The sequence below is a fragment of the Streptomyces sp. NPDC049970 genome (genome assembly GCF_040660235.1).
GTDB lineage: Bacteria > Actinomycetota > Actinomycetes > Streptomycetales > Streptomycetaceae > Streptomyces.
In genome coordinates this window covers 61,777-76,471 of sequence record NZ_JBFALP010000011.1, presented here as the reverse complement: position 1 = coordinate 76,471, position 14,695 = coordinate 61,777, and the positions used below count along the sequence as shown (strand labels likewise).

Genomic DNA, 14,695 nt, shown 5'->3' with positions numbered 1-14,695 from the left:
GCTACTCGTCGTCGTCGAGGCGGGCGAGTGCCTCGCTCACCTTCTCGTTGAACGCGACTACGGCGGGGTGGGCCGCATGCGTGCTCACCTCGGCCTGGAAGTCGGTCACGTAGCGCTGGAAGCGGGAGGACTGGAGGGAGTCTCCGCCGTCGACTGCGAGACTCGCGGTGGTGACCGCGGCTTCCAAGTCACCGTTTATGAGCTGGCTCTGGGCGAGCACCATGCGGCAGAACCCCAGGGTGCGGGCGTATGCTGGGTCGGTGCTGTCGACGGCGCGCTGTGCCTGCTCGACGGCCTCCCGGCGCATCCGCAGATCACGGAAGCAGTGGCAGAACTCGCCCGTGAGCTCCGCCTCGTCGAAGTAGCTCAGCCATGTCGGGTCGTCGGCGCTGTCGGCCTGTCCGAAGTGGCGTTCCGCTTCGTTCATCGCGCGGGCCCCGCCGGCCTTTTCGCCTGCGTTGGAGAGGGCGCGGGCCTCCATGGCCCAATAGTTCGACATGGCGCGTGGGGTAGCTCGGCCCTTGGCTCCCTCGACGGCGGCGCGGGCGAGCTGGATGGCCTGGGTGTGGTTACCGAGGTAGTTCGCCTGGTGGCTGAGGTTGCCGAGGATGCGGGCGCCGAACATGCGGTCGTCGATGACCTGCGTCAGACGGAGCGTGGACGACAGATAGCGGTGGGCGAGCCGATGGTTTCCGGTGTCGTACGCGGTCCATGCGAGGAGCTGGGAGACCTCGGCGGCGGCGCCGAATAAGGCGGTGCCCACCTTCTCGCTGTAACTGACGTCCAGCAGCGGCAGGACTTCGTGGCGGAAGTAGTGGCGCAGTGCTTTGTGGCCGTGGCCTCCGCCGTACTTGAAGTCGAGTTGCATGAACATGCCTGCGGCGTCCCTGATCGCGCGTACATCGCGCATACCGACACGTTGGCGTCCGGGACGGTCGGCCTGGATGCCGTCGGGGTGCGCGATCATCCACGACAGGACGGCTGAACTGAGGTCGCCGTCGGTAACGATGAGCTGATCATCGGCGGGAGTCCCGACGGTTTCGTCTGCAAGGCTGCCCAGTGTAGCGAGCACTTCGGGAACGGTGTTCGGGTAGCCGACCGGCTGAGGGGCGGCGGGTCGCGCGTGGTCGAAGAAGCCGAGATCGCCGAGCCTGATGCGGCGACCGAGTTTGGTGCTCAGTACGTCCGCCATGATCGCCGCTGTCTGGGGTTGGATGCCCGCGCCGTCTCGCCATCGCTGCACGGAGACGTGAGTTGTTCCAAGGTTGATGCCGCGTGCGGCGGCGGTGTCCTTCATGCGCTTCGCAAGGCCCTTGTTCGAGACCTTTGCCTGTTCCATGACGGCGATCAACTGCGCGTTCGGCTCTCGGCTCATGCTCCCCTGCCAACCCGAGAATGACGGCGAGTGTTCATCGTGTCACAGCAGTATCAGCCTTGGGGGTTCATTGATGAACCCCCTTTGCCTTTACCGGTGTTCACGTGAACCCCCTGGTGAACGCTCCCGGTCACGCCTGCTTGGCCGTGTACTGGCGTGCGTGAAACAAGCGGTGCCATGAGGGCCGCGGAGCCTCGGAAGGGGAAGTCATGGATGCAGGGAAGACCGAACGGTTGGCGGGTGAGCTGGACGCGTACGCGCACTGGTTCGCGACGCCGGAGCCGTACTCGGACGGGCACTTCCTGACAATGACGCTGTTCGCCGAGTTCAGTGACACGGCGCGCGTCGCGCGCTACATGACGGCCGCGTTCCTCCGGGGTGCGGGCGACTGCGCGGTTGTGGACGATGCTCGGCTGGTCGTCTCGGAGCTGGTCGGCAACGTGGTGAACCACGCCGTTCCAGACCGGCATCTGTCCGCCCCTGGTGGCTGCCGGCGCGTTGACCTGATCTTCAAGCTGTGGCCGAAGTGGCTGTTCATCGGTGTCGCCGACGAGGACTCGACTCCTCCGCTGCTTCCGGTGGGAGAGGCGTTCTCGTCGGGACTGCTCGGAGAGTTGCCTGAAGCGGTGCTGCCCGACAGCGGTCGGGGGCTGCTCATCGCTCAGCGATTGGCGGCGGCGGTCTGGTGGACGCCGGAGGAACGCGGCGGAAAGACGGTTTGGGCCCGCTTTGACCTGAACAGCGAAGAAGAGCCCGTGCCGATCTGATGATCTACGGGCCGCTGCCCTTGTTCTGCTCCTTCGCGATCGGGAGCGGGGGCGGCCCGGTAACCGGCCGGAGCTTGACCCCTCCGGCCAGGGCGCGGCTCCTCCGGGACCTCCGAGAGCTCCCCTCCCGGCCGGAGGGCCGCGCCTGACAACCACAAACCGAGACCGGGCCACCCCATCAGCCCTGGAAAGCGAAGGGTGGCCCGGCTGGGAACGCGGCGGTTCCCGGTGCCTGATGGGGTTCGGGGCCCCGCGGATCGCGGCCGCCGGACTGATGGTGGTCGGCATCGGGCTGATGCTGCACACGGGTTGAACCGGGGGGAAGCCCTCAGCGGGTTCCGTCCTCGCCCGTCATCGCCCTGCGGAAGCCCGTGTTGACGCCGAGGAGACCGCCGTCCACCCGCAGGGTCGTACCGGTGATCCAGGCCGCGTCCCCGGAGGCGAGGAAGGCGACGGCGGACGCGATGTCGCCGGGTTCGCCGATCCGCCCGAGCGGGTAGAGCGCGGCGGCCCGCTCCAGTTCGGCGTCGCGGCCCGTCCAGGCGTCCGTACGGATCGTGCCCGGCGCGACGAGGTTGACGCGCACACCGCGCGGGCCGGCGTGGCCCGCGAGCGTACGGGTCAGACTCGCCAGGCCCGCCTTGGCGGCACTGTAGGCGTGGCCGCCGAAGTCCTGCTCGCCGTTGACCGATCCGATGGTCACGATCGCTCCACGGCCGGACGCCACCAGGTGCGGCAGCGCGGCGCGCGAACAGCGGTAGGGGCCGCTCAGGGTGATGTCGAGGGTGTGGTCCCAGGACTCGTCGTCCTCGTCCTCGAAGAGCGCGGCGTCGTCGTGGTTGGCGTAGGCGTTGTTGACCAGGACGTCGAGCCGGCCGAAGACGGCGACGGCGTGGGCGACGGCCGCCTCGACCGCCGCCCGGTCGCCCACGTCGCAGGGCAGGGCTTCGGCGGTGCCGCCGTCCTCGCGTATCCCCGCCGCCGTCCGTTCGGCCCGGCCGGCGTCCAGGTCGGTGACCAGGACGGCCGCGCCCTCGGATGCCAGCCGGCGTGCGGTGGCGGCTCCGATGCCCTGCCCGGCACCGGTGAGGAGTGCGGCGTACCCGTGGAAGCGTGGAGGAGTCATAGCGCCGACCGTACTGCCCTGACCAGGGCCTGGGCACGGGGGTCGGCAGTGACCCCCTTCTGCAGACCGTTCGTCACGTAGCCCATCGCGATGCCCGATCCGGGGTCGGCGAAGCCGAGCGAGCCGCCGCGTCCGGGGTGGCCGAACGAGCCGGGGCCCAGGAGCGGTGCGGCCGGGCCGTGCAGCATGTAGCCGAGCCCGAAACGGGTGTTGACGACCAGCACCCGGTCAGGCCCCGCCGACTCCTCGGTACGGGCCAGGGTGAGGGTGGCGGGGGCGAACAGCCGCTGGCCGTCGACCTCGCCGATCATCGCGGCGTAGCAGCGGGCGAGGCCGCGCGCGGTGGCGACGCCGTTGGACGCGGGGAGTTCGGCCGCCCGGTAGGCCGGGTCGTTCTCGTCGGGGAAGGGGTCGATCGCCCCGAAGGCGCGGCGGGTGAGCGACGCCGGGTCGCTGTACGCCTCGACGACGGAGCGCTTGTGGCGCACGCGCAGGGTGCCGCCGCCCTCGACGTGCGGGGCTTCGACGGGTCCGATCCGCCCGATCCGGTGCGCCTCGTCCGCCGGGAGCCCGAACCAGAAGTCGAGGCCGAGCGGCCGGGCGATCTCCTCGGCGATCCAGCGTCCGATGGTGCGCCCGGTGACCCTGCGCACCAGTTCGCCGACGAGCCAGCTGAACGTCTGGGCGTGGTAGCCGTGATCGGTGCCCGGCTCCCACAGCGGCTGCTGGGCGGCGACGGCCATCGGCCCGGACGTCCGGTCGGCCGCCTCCGCGGGTGTCAGTGTTACGTCGAGCGCGGCCAGCCCGGCGCGGTGGGCGAGGAGGTGGCGTACGAGCACACGTTCCTTGCCGTTCGCCTTGAACTCCGGCCAGTAGGTGCCGACGGGCGCGTCCAGGTCCACCTGTCCACGCTGGTGCAGCATCAGCGGCACGGCGGCTGCGATGCCCTTGCCCGCCGAGCGGACGATCTGGACGGTGTCCACGGCCCAGGGTTCGGCTCCGTCCACATCCCTCGTGCCCGCCCACAGGTCGACGACCTTGCGGCCGTGGCGGTAGAGCGCCACGGCCGCTCCCCGCTCCCCGCGCTGTTCGAAGTTACGGACGAAAGCGTCCCGTACCGCCTCGAATCCCGGCGCCACCGTGCCCCGTACGTCCACGCCTGATCCCGTGCTCCCGCTCATCCCCCCATGGTGCATCCCGTCGCAGGTGGAACGGGGGGCGGGTCACCATCTGTTCACGGACGCGGAACGGACACGGAACGCGGATCGAAGCCGAAGGGCAGCTCCAGCCGGTGCCGGCGCATGAGTTCGTCGTCGCACAGCAGGTCCTGTGTACGGTCGTCGGCGGTGATCACCCCGTCGCTGAGGATGACCGCGCGGGGGCAGAGTTCGAGGGCGTACGGCAGGTCGTGGGTGACCATCAGCACGGTGACGTCCAGGGAACGCAGGATGTCGGCGAGTTCGCGCCGGGAGGCCGGGTCCAGATTGGAGGAGGGCTCGTCCAGGACGAGGATCTCGGGCTCCATCGCCAGCACGGTGGCGACGGCGACCCGGCGGCGCTGGCCGAACGAGAGGTGGTGCGGGGGCCGCGCCGCGAACTCCTCCATGCCGACGCGCTTCAGCGCGGTCATGACCCGGTCCTCCAGCTCGGGGCCGCGCAGTCCGGCCGAGGCCGGTCCGAAGGCGACGTCCTCGCGGACGGTCGGCATGAAGAGCTGGTCGTCGGGGTCCTGGAAGACGATGCCGACGCGGCGCCTGATCTCGGCGAGGTTCCGCTTCTCCACGGGCAGCCCGGCGACCCGGACGGTTCCCGCGCCCGCGTCGAGGATGCCGTTGAGGTGCAGGACCAGCGTGGTCTTGCCCGCGCCGTTGGGGCCGAGGAGCGCGACGCGTTCGCCGCGGGCCACGGTCAGGTCCACGCCGAAGAGTGCCTGGTGGCCGTCGGGATAGGCGTAGGCGAGGCCGCTGACCTCGAGGGACGGCGCGTGGCCGGTGGGCAGGCTCATACGGTCCATCCCAGCAGACACACGGCGAGGGCGAGCAGGGGGAGTGCCGAGGCGTGCGCCCACTGGGTGCGGGAGGCGGTCACCTCGTCGATCACCGGCATGCTGCCGGTGTAGCCGCGGCTGATCATCGCGAGGTGCACGCGCTCGCCGCGCTCGTAGGACCTGATGAAGAGGGCGCCCGCGGTCTTCGCGAGCACGCCCCACTGGCGCACCCCGCGCGCCTCGAATCCGCGGGAGCGCCGGGCGATCGACATCCGGCGCAGTTCGTCGGTGATGACGTCGCCGTAGCGGATCATGAAGGACGCGATCTGGACGAGCATGGGCGGCAGCCGCAGCCGTTGCAGGCCGAGCAGCAGGGAGCGCAGCTCGGTGGTGGAGGCCAGGATGACCGAGGCGGCGACCCCGAGGGTGCCCTTGGCGAGGACGTTCCAGGCACCCCAGAGTCCGGGGACGCTGACGGAGACGCCGAGCAGCTCGGTCTGTTCGCCGGGTACGACGAACGGCATGAGCAGCGCGAACGCCACGAACGGCACCTCGATGACCAGCCGCCGCAGCAGGAAGCCGGCGGGGATCCGGGCCACGGCGGCGACGGCGGCGAGCAGCACCGCGTACAGCGCGAAGGCCCAGACGGCCTCGCGCGGGGTGGAGACGACGACCAGGACGAAGCAGGCGACCGCGGCGAGTTTGCAGTGCGGGGGCAGGTCGTGGACGGGCGAGTGCCCGTGCCGGTAGAGCTTGTGTGCGTGGCCCGCGCCCATGTCAGACGGACTCGGCGGTGCGGGTCGCGGGCGCCTCGGGCGTACGGCGGCGGCGCACCGCCCAGAACACACCGCTGCCGGCCACGACGGTGGCGCCCACGCCGATCACTCCGGCGAGGCCTCCGGAGAGGCGGGCGTCGCCGATGTCCTCGACGCCGTAGTCGGCGAGCGGGGAGCCGGCGGCACCGTGTTCCCGGACCTTCTGGTCGATGCCCTTGTCGGCGGCGACCTTCTCCAGGCCGTCCGGGCTGGCGGAGGCGTAGAAGGAGACGAAGCCCGCGAGGACGAGCGCGGCGGCCAGACCGGTGAACCAGACCTTGCGCGTGGAGCCCTTGCGCGTGGAGCGGGCGGCGACGGGGGTGGCTGCCGGGGCGGCGGGGGCGGCGGGGGCGTCGACGAGTTCGCCGTCGACCCGGAGCTTCAGCGGGGCCGCGAGTCCGCGGGCCCCGTGCACCAGGTCGGGGCGCACCGCGAGCACGGCGCCGACGGTCAGCGCGGTGATCGCCGCCTCCCCGATGCCGATGAGGACGTGGACGCCGACCATGGCCGTGAGGACCTTGCCGACCGGCACGTCGGTGGTCCCGCCGACCGCGTAGATCAGGGTGAAGGCGACGGCGGCGGCCGGCACGGATACCAGCGCGGCGACGAAGGACGCGATCGTCGTGGAGCGGCGGGTGCGGGGGAGCACGCGGGTCAGGCCGCGGAAGAGGGCGTAGGCGACGACGGTGGTGACGACTCCCATCACCGTGATGTTCACCCCGAGCGCGGTGAGACCGCCGTCCGCGAAGAGGACGCCCTGCATCAGCAGGACGACCGCTATGCAGAGCACCCCCGTGTAGGGGCCGACCAGGATCGCCGCCAGCGCCCCGCCCAGGAGGTGGCCGCTGGTGCCCGCGGCCACCGGGAAGTTCAGCATCTGCACGGCGAAGACGAACGCGGCGACGAGTCCGGCCAGCGGGGCCGCGCGCTCCTCCCCCAGTTCACGACCGGCGCCCCGGAGACTGACGGCGACCGCGCCCGCGGCGACGACGCCCGCGACGGCGGAGACAGGTGCGTTGATGAATCCGTCGGGTACATGCATGGAGTGGCTCCGCTTTCGGGAGTTGCTGCGGGCGGGGTCGGGAACCGCTCAATGATAGTGCCCTGTTGCAAAGGGCTCGCAAGAGCGCGGGGGCGACAACTGCATCACCCTCTCAACATGCCCAAATAGGAACATATGCGACATTAGGGGGAGAGATGTACCCACAGGAGGAGCCGGCCCATGTCCCTCGTGATCCAAGAACACGCGCGCGCCCGGCTCGTCACCGACGGCCCCGACCCACGTCCGGTCCCGGTCGAACTGCGATACGACCCCGAGGACCCGAAGACGGTCCACGTCCGGCTCCCCGGCGGCATCGACCGCGCCTTCGGCATCGACCTCCTGGAGCGCGGCCTGCGCTCCCCCGCCACCAGCGGTGACATACGGATCTGGCCCTGCGGCCGGGCCCAGCTGGTGCTGGAGCTGCACTCCGCCGAAGGGGTCGCCGTCCTCCAGTTCGACAGGGCACCGCTGATCCGCTTCCTGGCACGGACCCGCGCCAGGACCGGGACCCGCCCGACGGCACCGGCCACTCCGTCCGCACCGGCCACTCCGTCCGCTCCAGCCACTCCCGCCGCGACGCGCGCACGCGCCTGACACGACGACGAGCCCCCGCGCCACGTGCGCGAGGACTCGTCGTCGCCCCGGTCCCCCGTCCCCACAGGTAACCGGCGCACCGGGGCCGCGTTCCGCTCGGACGCGGCCCCGGGGTTCGTACCGCCCCGACGGTCCCTACCGGCTCGGACCGCTCGTCACACGCGGACCAGATCCCGCTCCCCGCCACCCTCGGCGGGGCCGTCGGCCAGGTCCTTGCGCAGGCCCTCACCCTCGACGTCCACGTTGGGCAGGACACGGTCCAGCCAGCGCGGCAGCCACCAGGCGCGCCTGCCGAGCAGGGCGAGCACCGCGGGCACGACGGCCATGCGGACCACGAAGGCGTCGAAGAAGACGGCGATGGCGAGCGAGAAGCCGATCATCTTGACCATCGACTCGGTGGAGCCGATGAAGCCCGCGAAGACGGCCATCATGATCACCGCCGCGGCGGTGACCACCCGGGCACCGTGGCGGAAGCCCGTGACGATCGCCTGGCCGGGCGTCTCCCCGTGGACGTAAGCCTCACGCATCCGCGTGACCAGGAAGACCTCGTAGTCCATGGCGAGGCCGAAGACCACGCCGACCATGAAGATCGGCATCATGCTCATGATCGGACCGGTCTGCTCGACCCCGAAGAGCGAGGCGAACCAGCCCCACTGGAACACCGCGACGACCGCGCCCAGGGCCGCCACGACCGAGAGCAGGAAGCCGAGAGCCGCCTTCAGCGGCACCAGCAGTGAACGGAAGACCACCATCAGGAGCAGGAACGCCAGTCCGACGACGAGCGCCAGGTACGGCAGCAGCGCGGCGTTCATCTTCTCCGAGAAGTCGATGTTCATCGCCGTGGCACCGGTGACCAGCACCTCCGCGCCCGTGTCGTCCTTGATCTCCCCGCCGGCGTCACGGATGGCGTGGACGACGCCCTCGGTCTCCGTGGAGCTCGGCCGGTCCTGCGGGATGACCGTGATGGTCGCGGCGTCGCCGGCCTTGTTGAAGGTGGCCGGGGTGACGGCGGCGACGTGGTCGATGCCCTCGATCTCCTGCGAGACCCGGTCGACCGCGGCCTTGCCGTCCGACGAACCCTTCGTGTCCACGACGACCAGCAGCGGCCCGTTGAACCCGGGGCCGAAGCCGTCGGACAGCAGGTCGTACGCCTGGCGCTGCGTGGTGCTCTTCGGCTGCGATCCGTCGTCCGGCAGCCCCATCTCCAGCGAGGCGGCCGGTACGGCGACGACACCGAGGCCGATGACGCCCGCCAGCAGCACCCACACCGGCTTGCGCAGCACGAACCGCGCCCAGCGGGTACCCATGTTCGGCTTCGCCTCGGGCTTGTTCTCCGCCTCGGCGGCCCTGCGCGCCTTGCGCCCCATGACCCGCTTGCCCGCGAAGCCCAGCAGCGCCGGGACGAGGGTGAGCGCGATGAGAACGGCGATCGCGACCGTGCCCGCGGCGGCGAAGCCCATCTTCGACAGCATCGGGATGTTGACGACGGCGAGGCCGACCAGCGCGATGACGACCGTCAGACCGGCGAAGACGACGGCGGATCCCGCCGTGCCGACGGCCCGTCCGGCGGCTTCCTCCCGCTCCCGTCCCTCGGCCAGTTCGGCGCGGTAGCGGGAGACGATGAAGAGCGCGTAGTCGATGCCGACCGCGAGGCCGATCATCATCGCGAGCGTGGAGGTGGTGGAGCCGAGGTCGAGCACGTTCGCCAGCGCGGTGATCAGCGAGACCCCGATCCCGACGCCGATCAGCGCGGTGAGCAGCGGCAGCCCGGCCGCGATCAGGGACCCGAAGGTGATCACCAGCACCACGGCGGCGATGGCGACCCCGATGATCTCGGTGGCGCCGGTCTCCGGCATCACCTGGAGCGCGTCACCGCCGATCTCCACGGTCATCCCGCTGTCCTGCGCGGCTTCGCCCGCGTCCTCCAGCGCCTCCCGGGTCCCGTCGGTCAGTTCCATCGAGCTGACCTGGTAGGCCACGGAGATGTAGGCGGTGGAGCCGTCCTCGCTGACGGCCTTCGCGGCGAAGGGGTCGGCGACCGAGGCGATCTGGTCCGAACCGGACTCCAGCTCGCCGACGATGCCCTTGATCTCGGCCTTGTTGGCCGAGGCGGTCACCTTCTCGCCCTCAGGGGCCTTGAAGACGACGCGGGCGGTCGCACCGTCGGCACTGCCGCCGGGGAAACGTTTCTCCAGCAGGTCGAAGGCCCGCTGGGCCTCCGTGCCGGGGATCGAGAAGGAGCTCGAGGTGGCGGTCGACGCGGAGGAGGCACCGAAGCCGGCGAGCGCCAGGAGCGCCACCCAGACCAGTGCGACATAACGGCGGCGGCGGAAGGCGAGCCGTCCGAGTTTGTAGAGGAATGTGGCCACGGAGGGTGTACTCCCGGTCAGGTCGTTGAGTGGAAGAGGGCGTGAGGAACCAGCCCGACGACGAGAGCGGCGTGTCAGGTGGAGCGTCGGGGAGAGGGCCGTACGGAGAGAGCGGGGACGTCAGACGCCGAGGGCGGGGAACACCACGGATTCGACGTAGTCGGTGAGAAACGCCTGGTCGACGGGCTGGTGGTCGACCAGCTCACGAGCGGCGAACGCACCGATCATCATGTGGGGCACATAGGGAAGCGCCGGATTGTCCGCACGCACTTCCCCTCTGTCCACGGCCCTCTGAAGCAGCGTCCCGAGGCCGGTCATCTCCGGCTCGATCAGCAGTTCCCGCAGCGCCTGGAACAGATCGGGGTTGTTGTGGATGGCATGGGTCAGACCCCGCAACAGCGCGGAGTTCTTCTCCATCTGGCAGTCGTCCGTGCGCGTCATCACGGCGAGGAAGTCACCGCGGAGCGAACCGGTGTCGACGTCGGCGAGGTGCACCGGCTTGTCGTTCCGGAGCGCCTTGACGACCAGCTCGGGCTTGCTCCCCCACTGGCGGTAGAGGGTGGCCTTGCTGGAACGGGTGCGGGCGGCGACGGCGTCCATGGTCAGGGCTTCGTAGCCGACCTCGCCGAGCAGATCGAGCACAGCCGCGTACAGCTCGCCCTCGCGTTCCGGGGTGAGTCTGCTGCCCGCCATGTGCCGACCTCCCCCCTCTCCGCCCACCGGGTCGTACGTCAGTCGAAGATCAATTCGACGAACGAAACTGTTTCGTACACCTTGACCGTACTCCCCGCTCCTAGCGAAACGAAACAGTTTCGCTTGTGTCCTGGACCACAAGTTGCCGGAGGCCCTTCGCACCGAAAGCATTGGAGGGTGAGTGACGACGTCGCGTATCTCCGCTTCCCGCACCTCCACGAGGACTTGCTCTGCTTCGCGGCGGAGGACGACCTCTGGGTCTCCCCTCTCGCTCCGGCCGGGCAGCGGCCGGGCCGGGCCTGGCGCCTCACCGTCGACCGGACGAGGGTCGGCCATCCACGCTTCTCGCCCGACGGCAGCCGCATCGCCTACACCACCTGGCGCACGCTCGACCCGGAGATCCACCTCGCCCCCGTCGACGGCGGCCCCGCCCGCAGACTCACCCACTGGGGCTCGACCGACGCCCGGGTCTGCGGCTGGAGCCCCGATCCCGGGGAGTCGTCGCAGATCCTCGCCGTGTCCTCGCACGCCCAGCCGTTCTCGTACTTCTCCTGGGCCTACAGCGTCCCCACCGACGGCGGGCCCGGCGGCAAGCTCCCCTGGGGGCCGGTCTCCGACATCGCGGTCGCCGACATCGACGGCGAGCGGCGCACCCTGCTGCTGACCGGGAAGCCGCCGCACGAGCCGGCCGCGTGGAAGCGGTACCGGGGCGGAGCGATGGGCCGGCTGTGGCTGCACGGCGAACAGCTGCTGCCCGACATCGGCGGCCACCTGGACGCGCCGATGTTCGTCGGGGGCCGTATCGCCTTCCTCTCCGACCACGAGGGCGTCGGCAACCTGTACTCCTGCCTGACGGACGGCGGGGATCTGCGCCGGCACACCGACCACGACGCCTTCTACGCCCGGCACGCCTCCAGCGACGGCACCCGCGTCGTCTACCAGTGCGCCGGCGATCTGTGGCTGGTCGACGACCTGGAGTCGCCCGACGCGGTGCCCAGGAAGCTGGAGGTGCGGCTCGGCGGGCCGCGGACGGGACGGCGTCCGTACCAGGTGCCCGCGGCAAGCAACGTCGACGCGCTGTCCGTGGACGAGACGGGCCGGGCGAGCGCCGTGTCCGTACGCGGCAGCCTGTACTGGCTCACCCACCGCGACGGCCCGGCCCGCACCATCGCCGACACCCCGGGGGTCCGGGTCCGGCTGCCCGAGATGCTCGGCAGCGGCGGCCAGGTCGCCTACGTCACCGACGCGCAGGGCGAGGACGCGATCGAGATCGCCACCCTGCCCCGGGCCAGCGGCGACCGTCCGCCCCGCCGGCTGGCCGCCGGCCGGCTCGGCAGGGTCCAGGAGCTCATCTCGGACCCGGAGGGCGAACGGCTGGCAGTCGCGTCCAACGACGGCCGGCTCCTGCTGCTGGACACCGCGGCCGACCCCGTGGACCTGGACGGGACGGAGCCCACCCCGCTGCCCGGCACGTCCGAGGGCGAGGTCACCGAGCTCATCCGCTCCCTGAACGGCCCGGTGCGCGATCTGGCGTTCTCCCCGGACGGCAACTGGCTGACCTGGTCGCACCCCGGCGTCGGCCGTTCGCTGCGGCAGATCAAGCTGGCGCGGATCACCGGACCCGGCGCCCCGGTGACAGTGGACGTCACCAACGGCCGCTTCGAGGACGAGAACCCGGTCTTCACCGGAGACGGCCGCTACCTCGCCTTCCTCTCCTGGCGCGGGTTCGACCCGGTGTACGACGTCCACACCGGCGACCTCTCCTTCCCCCTGGGCTGCCGCCCGTACCTCGTACCCCTCTCGTCGGCCACCCCTTCCCCCTTCGCCCTGCTCCCCGACGGCCGGCCCGCCGCCGGAGGCCTGGACCCGGTGGACATCCCCGACGTCACGGTCGAGGGCCCGGCGGTCACGGTCGAGTTCGAGGGCCTGGAGAACCGGGTCACCCCGTTCCCCGTGTCCGCGTCGAAGTACTCCGCGCTGCAACCCGTGAGCGGCGGCGGCCTCGTCTGGCTGCGCTGGCCGATCTCCGGGGCCCTCGGCGAGACCTTCGCCAACCCCTCGGACATGTCGGGCCGGCCCACGCTGGAGCACTTCAACATCGCCAAGGCCCGCAGGACCGAACTGGTCGGCCACCTGGACTGGTTCGCGGTCAGCGGGGACGCGACCCGACTGGTCGTCATGGACGACGGCGAGCTGCGGGCCGTGCCGTCCAACGAGCCGGGCGACAACGACTCGACGGTCTTCCTCGACCTGCGCCGAATCCTGCACGAGGTCGACCCGGCGGCCGAATGGCGCCAGGCCTACGGCGAGGCGGGGCGCATCACCCGGTCCTACTTCTGGGAACCTGACATGTGCGGGATCGACTGGGACGGCGTACTCGACCAGTACCGCCCGCTGGTCGAACGGGTCGCCTCGCCCGACGAGTTCGCCGACCTGCTGCGGGAGGTCCTGGGCGAGCTGGGCACCTCGCACGCGTACGTCTCGCCCGCCCGCCGCAACGAGGGGCCCCCGCACTACCAGCGCGCGATCGGGCTCCTGGGCGCCAACCTCGTGTGCCGGGACGGCGACTGGACCGTGGGGCGGATCCTGCCCGGCGACTCCTCGGACTCCAAGGCGCGCTCCCCCCTCGCCGGTACGGGCGTCCGGGAGGGCGCGGTCCTCACCCACGTCGACGGCAGGCCGGTCGACCCCGTCGCCGGCCCGTACCCGCTGCTGACGGCCGCGGGCGGCACCACCGTGGAGCTGACGTTCCGCCCCGCCGGCGGCGAGTTCGGCGGCCGCTCCCGGCGCATCGCGATCGTCCCCCTCGTCGACGAACGCCCGCTGCGCTACCAGGACTGGGTGGCCAAACGCCGAGAAGTCGTACGGGAGTTGAGCCACGGCAAGTGCGGGTACCTGCACATCCCGGACATGGGCGGCTCGGGATGGGCGCAGTTCAACCGCGACCTGCGGCTCGAGGTCTCACGCCCCGCCCTGATCGTGGACGTACGCGGCAACGCGGGCGGCCACATCAGCGAGCTCGTCATCGAGAAGCTCACCCGCACCATCCTCGGCTGGGACCTGACCCGTAACGCGCAGGCCGTGTCGTACGCCTCCAACGCCCCCCGGGGGCCGGTCGTGGCCCTCGCCGACGAGGCGACGTCGTCCGACGGGGACATGATCACGGCTGCGTTCCGCCTGCTGAAGCTGGGGCCGGTGGTGGGCCGGCGGACCTGGGGCGGCGTGGTCGGCATGACCGGGCGCCACCGGCTCGGCGACGGCACGGTGATCACGGTGCCGATGAACGCGGCCTGGTTCGACACGTACGGCTGGTCCGTCGAGAACCACGGCGTCGAACCCGACCTGGAGGCCCTGCGCACCCCGCTGGACTGGGCCGAGGGGCGCCACGCGGTGCTGGACGACGCCGTCAGGGTGGCCCTGGACCTGCTGGCCGCACACCCGGCGGCCACACCCCCCACCTACGCGACCGCCCCGGACCTGCGCCGCCCGCCGCTCCCCCCGAGGTGACCGGGGCGCCCCCGGTCGGGGACGGCCCCGCACAGGATCCGGGGCCGTCCCCGACCGCACCACGCACGCGACCCGGGGCTGGCCGCCCCTACCCGCGCCCGGCATGCGAGTTGGGGCGTACCCGGCACCCGGGTACGCCCCAACCGAACCGCAGACGCTCAGAGGCGTCGGACGTCAGCGCTCGAAACGCTCACGCGTCTTGTCCGCCGCGTCCTGCGCCCGGTCCCGGGCCTCGGGCCGACGGCCCTGGGCCTGGTCCGCGGCGCGGCCCGGCGCGTCGGACGGGCGCTCGCGCGCCTCGTCACGCTTGCCGGCGCCGGCCTTCTGCTGCTTGGCCTGGTCGGCGAGCTCCTGCGCCTTGTCCTTGAACTGGTCTGCGATGCCCATGCTGTTCACTCCTATGTGGGTGCGTGGGGTCGG

At 71.3% G+C, this 14,695-nt stretch carries 12 protein-coding genes; 3 read left to right on the top strand and 9 right to left on the bottom strand.

Features of this window, described 5'->3' with window-relative positions; all coding sequences use genetic code 11:
* Nucleotide 1: 1 nt before the first annotated feature.
* Complete coding sequence (locus tag AB0I83_RS20360) at nucleotides 2-1,375, bottom strand: sporulation protein (protein WP_363305601.1); 1,374 nt, start codon at nucleotides 1,373-1,375, stop codon at nucleotides 2-4.
* A gap of 209 nt (nucleotides 1,376-1,584) precedes the next feature.
* On the opposite strand from AB0I83_RS20360, the gene AB0I83_RS20355 reads away from it, so the two are divergent.
* Entirely contained in the window at nucleotides 1,585-2,142 is a 558-nt protein-coding gene (locus tag AB0I83_RS20355; protein WP_363305600.1) for an ATP-binding protein, read from the top strand.
* Nucleotides 2,143-2,470: 328 nt separating this feature from the next.
* On the opposite strand, the gene AB0I83_RS20350 is transcribed toward AB0I83_RS20355, so the two are convergent.
* The 5 genes from AB0I83_RS20350 to AB0I83_RS20330 form a co-directional block, all read right to left on the bottom strand.
* Nucleotides 2,471-3,268, bottom strand: a complete 798-nt coding sequence (locus AB0I83_RS20350) for an SDR family NAD(P)-dependent oxidoreductase (RefSeq protein ID WP_356535177.1) — start codon at nucleotides 3,266-3,268, stop codon at nucleotides 2,471-2,473.
* Nucleotides 3,265-4,425 carry a serine hydrolase domain-containing protein gene (locus AB0I83_RS20345; RefSeq protein WP_363305679.1) on the bottom strand — a complete coding sequence of 387 codons (1,161 nt, stop codon included), beginning with the start codon at nucleotides 4,423-4,425 and terminating at the stop codon, nucleotides 3,265-3,267. The genes AB0I83_RS20350 and AB0I83_RS20345 overlap by 4 nt, the downstream gene beginning before the upstream one ends.
* A gap of 77 nt (nucleotides 4,426-4,502) precedes the next feature.
* Nucleotides 4,503-5,273 carry an ABC transporter ATP-binding protein gene (locus AB0I83_RS20340; protein WP_356535176.1) on the bottom strand — a complete coding sequence of 257 codons (771 nt, stop codon included), beginning with the start codon at nucleotides 5,271-5,273 and terminating at the stop codon, nucleotides 4,503-4,505.
* Complete coding sequence (gene cbiQ / locus AB0I83_RS20335) at nucleotides 5,270-6,031, bottom strand: cobalt ECF transporter T component CbiQ (RefSeq protein WP_363305599.1); 762 nt, start codon at nucleotides 6,029-6,031, stop codon at nucleotides 5,270-5,272. The genes AB0I83_RS20340 and cbiQ overlap by 4 nt, the downstream gene beginning before the upstream one ends.
* 1 nt (nucleotide 6,032) lies before the next feature.
* Nucleotides 6,033-7,112, bottom strand: a complete 1,080-nt coding sequence (locus tag AB0I83_RS20330; RefSeq protein WP_363305598.1) for an energy-coupling factor ABC transporter permease — start codon at nucleotides 7,110-7,112, stop codon at nucleotides 6,033-6,035.
* 180 nt (nucleotides 7,113-7,292) lie between these two features.
* Here AB0I83_RS20330 and AB0I83_RS20325 point away from each other — a divergent pair, with 180 nt between their 5' ends.
* The gene (locus AB0I83_RS20325) at nucleotides 7,293-7,706 is read left to right on the top strand and encodes an SsgA family sporulation/cell division regulator (protein WP_363305597.1); all 414 of its coding nucleotides are present in this window, start codon (nucleotides 7,293-7,295) and stop codon (nucleotides 7,704-7,706) included.
* A 155-nt stretch (nucleotides 7,707-7,861) separates the two neighbouring features.
* Here AB0I83_RS20325 and AB0I83_RS20320 read toward each other — a convergent pair whose 3' ends face one another.
* The gene (locus AB0I83_RS20320; RefSeq protein WP_356841694.1) at nucleotides 7,862-10,075 is read right to left on the bottom strand and encodes an MMPL family transporter; all 2,214 of its coding nucleotides are present in this window, start codon (nucleotides 10,073-10,075) and stop codon (nucleotides 7,862-7,864) included.
* Nucleotides 10,076-10,195: 120 nt separating this feature from the next.
* Complete coding sequence (locus AB0I83_RS20315; protein ID WP_356535171.1) at nucleotides 10,196-10,768, bottom strand: TetR/AcrR family transcriptional regulator; 573 nt, start codon at nucleotides 10,766-10,768, stop codon at nucleotides 10,196-10,198.
* Between the two features lie 177 nt (nucleotides 10,769-10,945).
* Here AB0I83_RS20315 and AB0I83_RS20310 point away from each other — a divergent pair, with 177 nt between their 5' ends.
* The gene (locus tag AB0I83_RS20310) at nucleotides 10,946-14,275 is read left to right on the top strand and encodes a S41 family peptidase (RefSeq protein ID WP_363305596.1); all 3,330 of its coding nucleotides are present in this window, start codon (nucleotides 10,946-10,948) and stop codon (nucleotides 14,273-14,275) included.
* A gap of 174 nt (nucleotides 14,276-14,449) precedes the next feature.
* Here the strand turns inward: AB0I83_RS20310 and AB0I83_RS20305 are convergent, their stop codons facing one another.
* Entirely contained in the window at nucleotides 14,450-14,662 is a 213-nt protein-coding gene (locus tag AB0I83_RS20305; RefSeq protein WP_356535169.1) for a hypothetical protein, read from the bottom strand.
* Nucleotides 14,663-14,695: the final 33 nt, after the last annotated feature.

Excerpts from the sequence above, each read along its gene's own strand:
- AB0I83_RS20360 (WP_363305601.1), bottom strand. The coding sequence starts at position 1,375 with ATGAGCCGAGAGCCGAACGCGCAGTTGATCGCCGTCATGGAACAGGCA.
- AB0I83_RS20355 (WP_363305600.1), top strand. The coding sequence starts at position 1,585 with ATGGATGCAGGGAAGACCGAACGGTTGGCGGGTGAGCTGGACGCGTAC.
- AB0I83_RS20350 (WP_356535177.1), bottom strand. The coding sequence starts at position 3,268 with ATGACTCCTCCACGCTTCCACGGGTACGCCGCACTCCTCACCGGTGCC.
- AB0I83_RS20340 (WP_356535176.1), bottom strand. The coding sequence starts at position 5,273 with ATGAGCCTGCCCACCGGCCACGCGCCGTCCCTCGAGGTCAGCGGCCTC.
- cbiQ (WP_363305599.1), bottom strand. The coding sequence starts at position 6,031 with ATGGGCGCGGGCCACGCACACAAGCTCTACCGGCACGGGCACTCGCCC.
- AB0I83_RS20330 (WP_363305598.1), bottom strand. The coding sequence starts at position 7,112 with ATGCATGTACCCGACGGATTCATCAACGCACCTGTCTCCGCCGTCGCG.
- AB0I83_RS20325 (WP_363305597.1), top strand. The coding sequence starts at position 7,293 with ATGTCCCTCGTGATCCAAGAACACGCGCGCGCCCGGCTCGTCACCGAC.
- AB0I83_RS20315 (WP_356535171.1), bottom strand. The coding sequence starts at position 10,768 with ATGGCGGGCAGCAGACTCACCCCGGAACGCGAGGGCGAGCTGTACGCG.
- AB0I83_RS20305 (WP_356535169.1), bottom strand. The coding sequence starts at position 14,662 with ATGGGCATCGCAGACCAGTTCAAGGACAAGGCGCAGGAGCTCGCCGAC.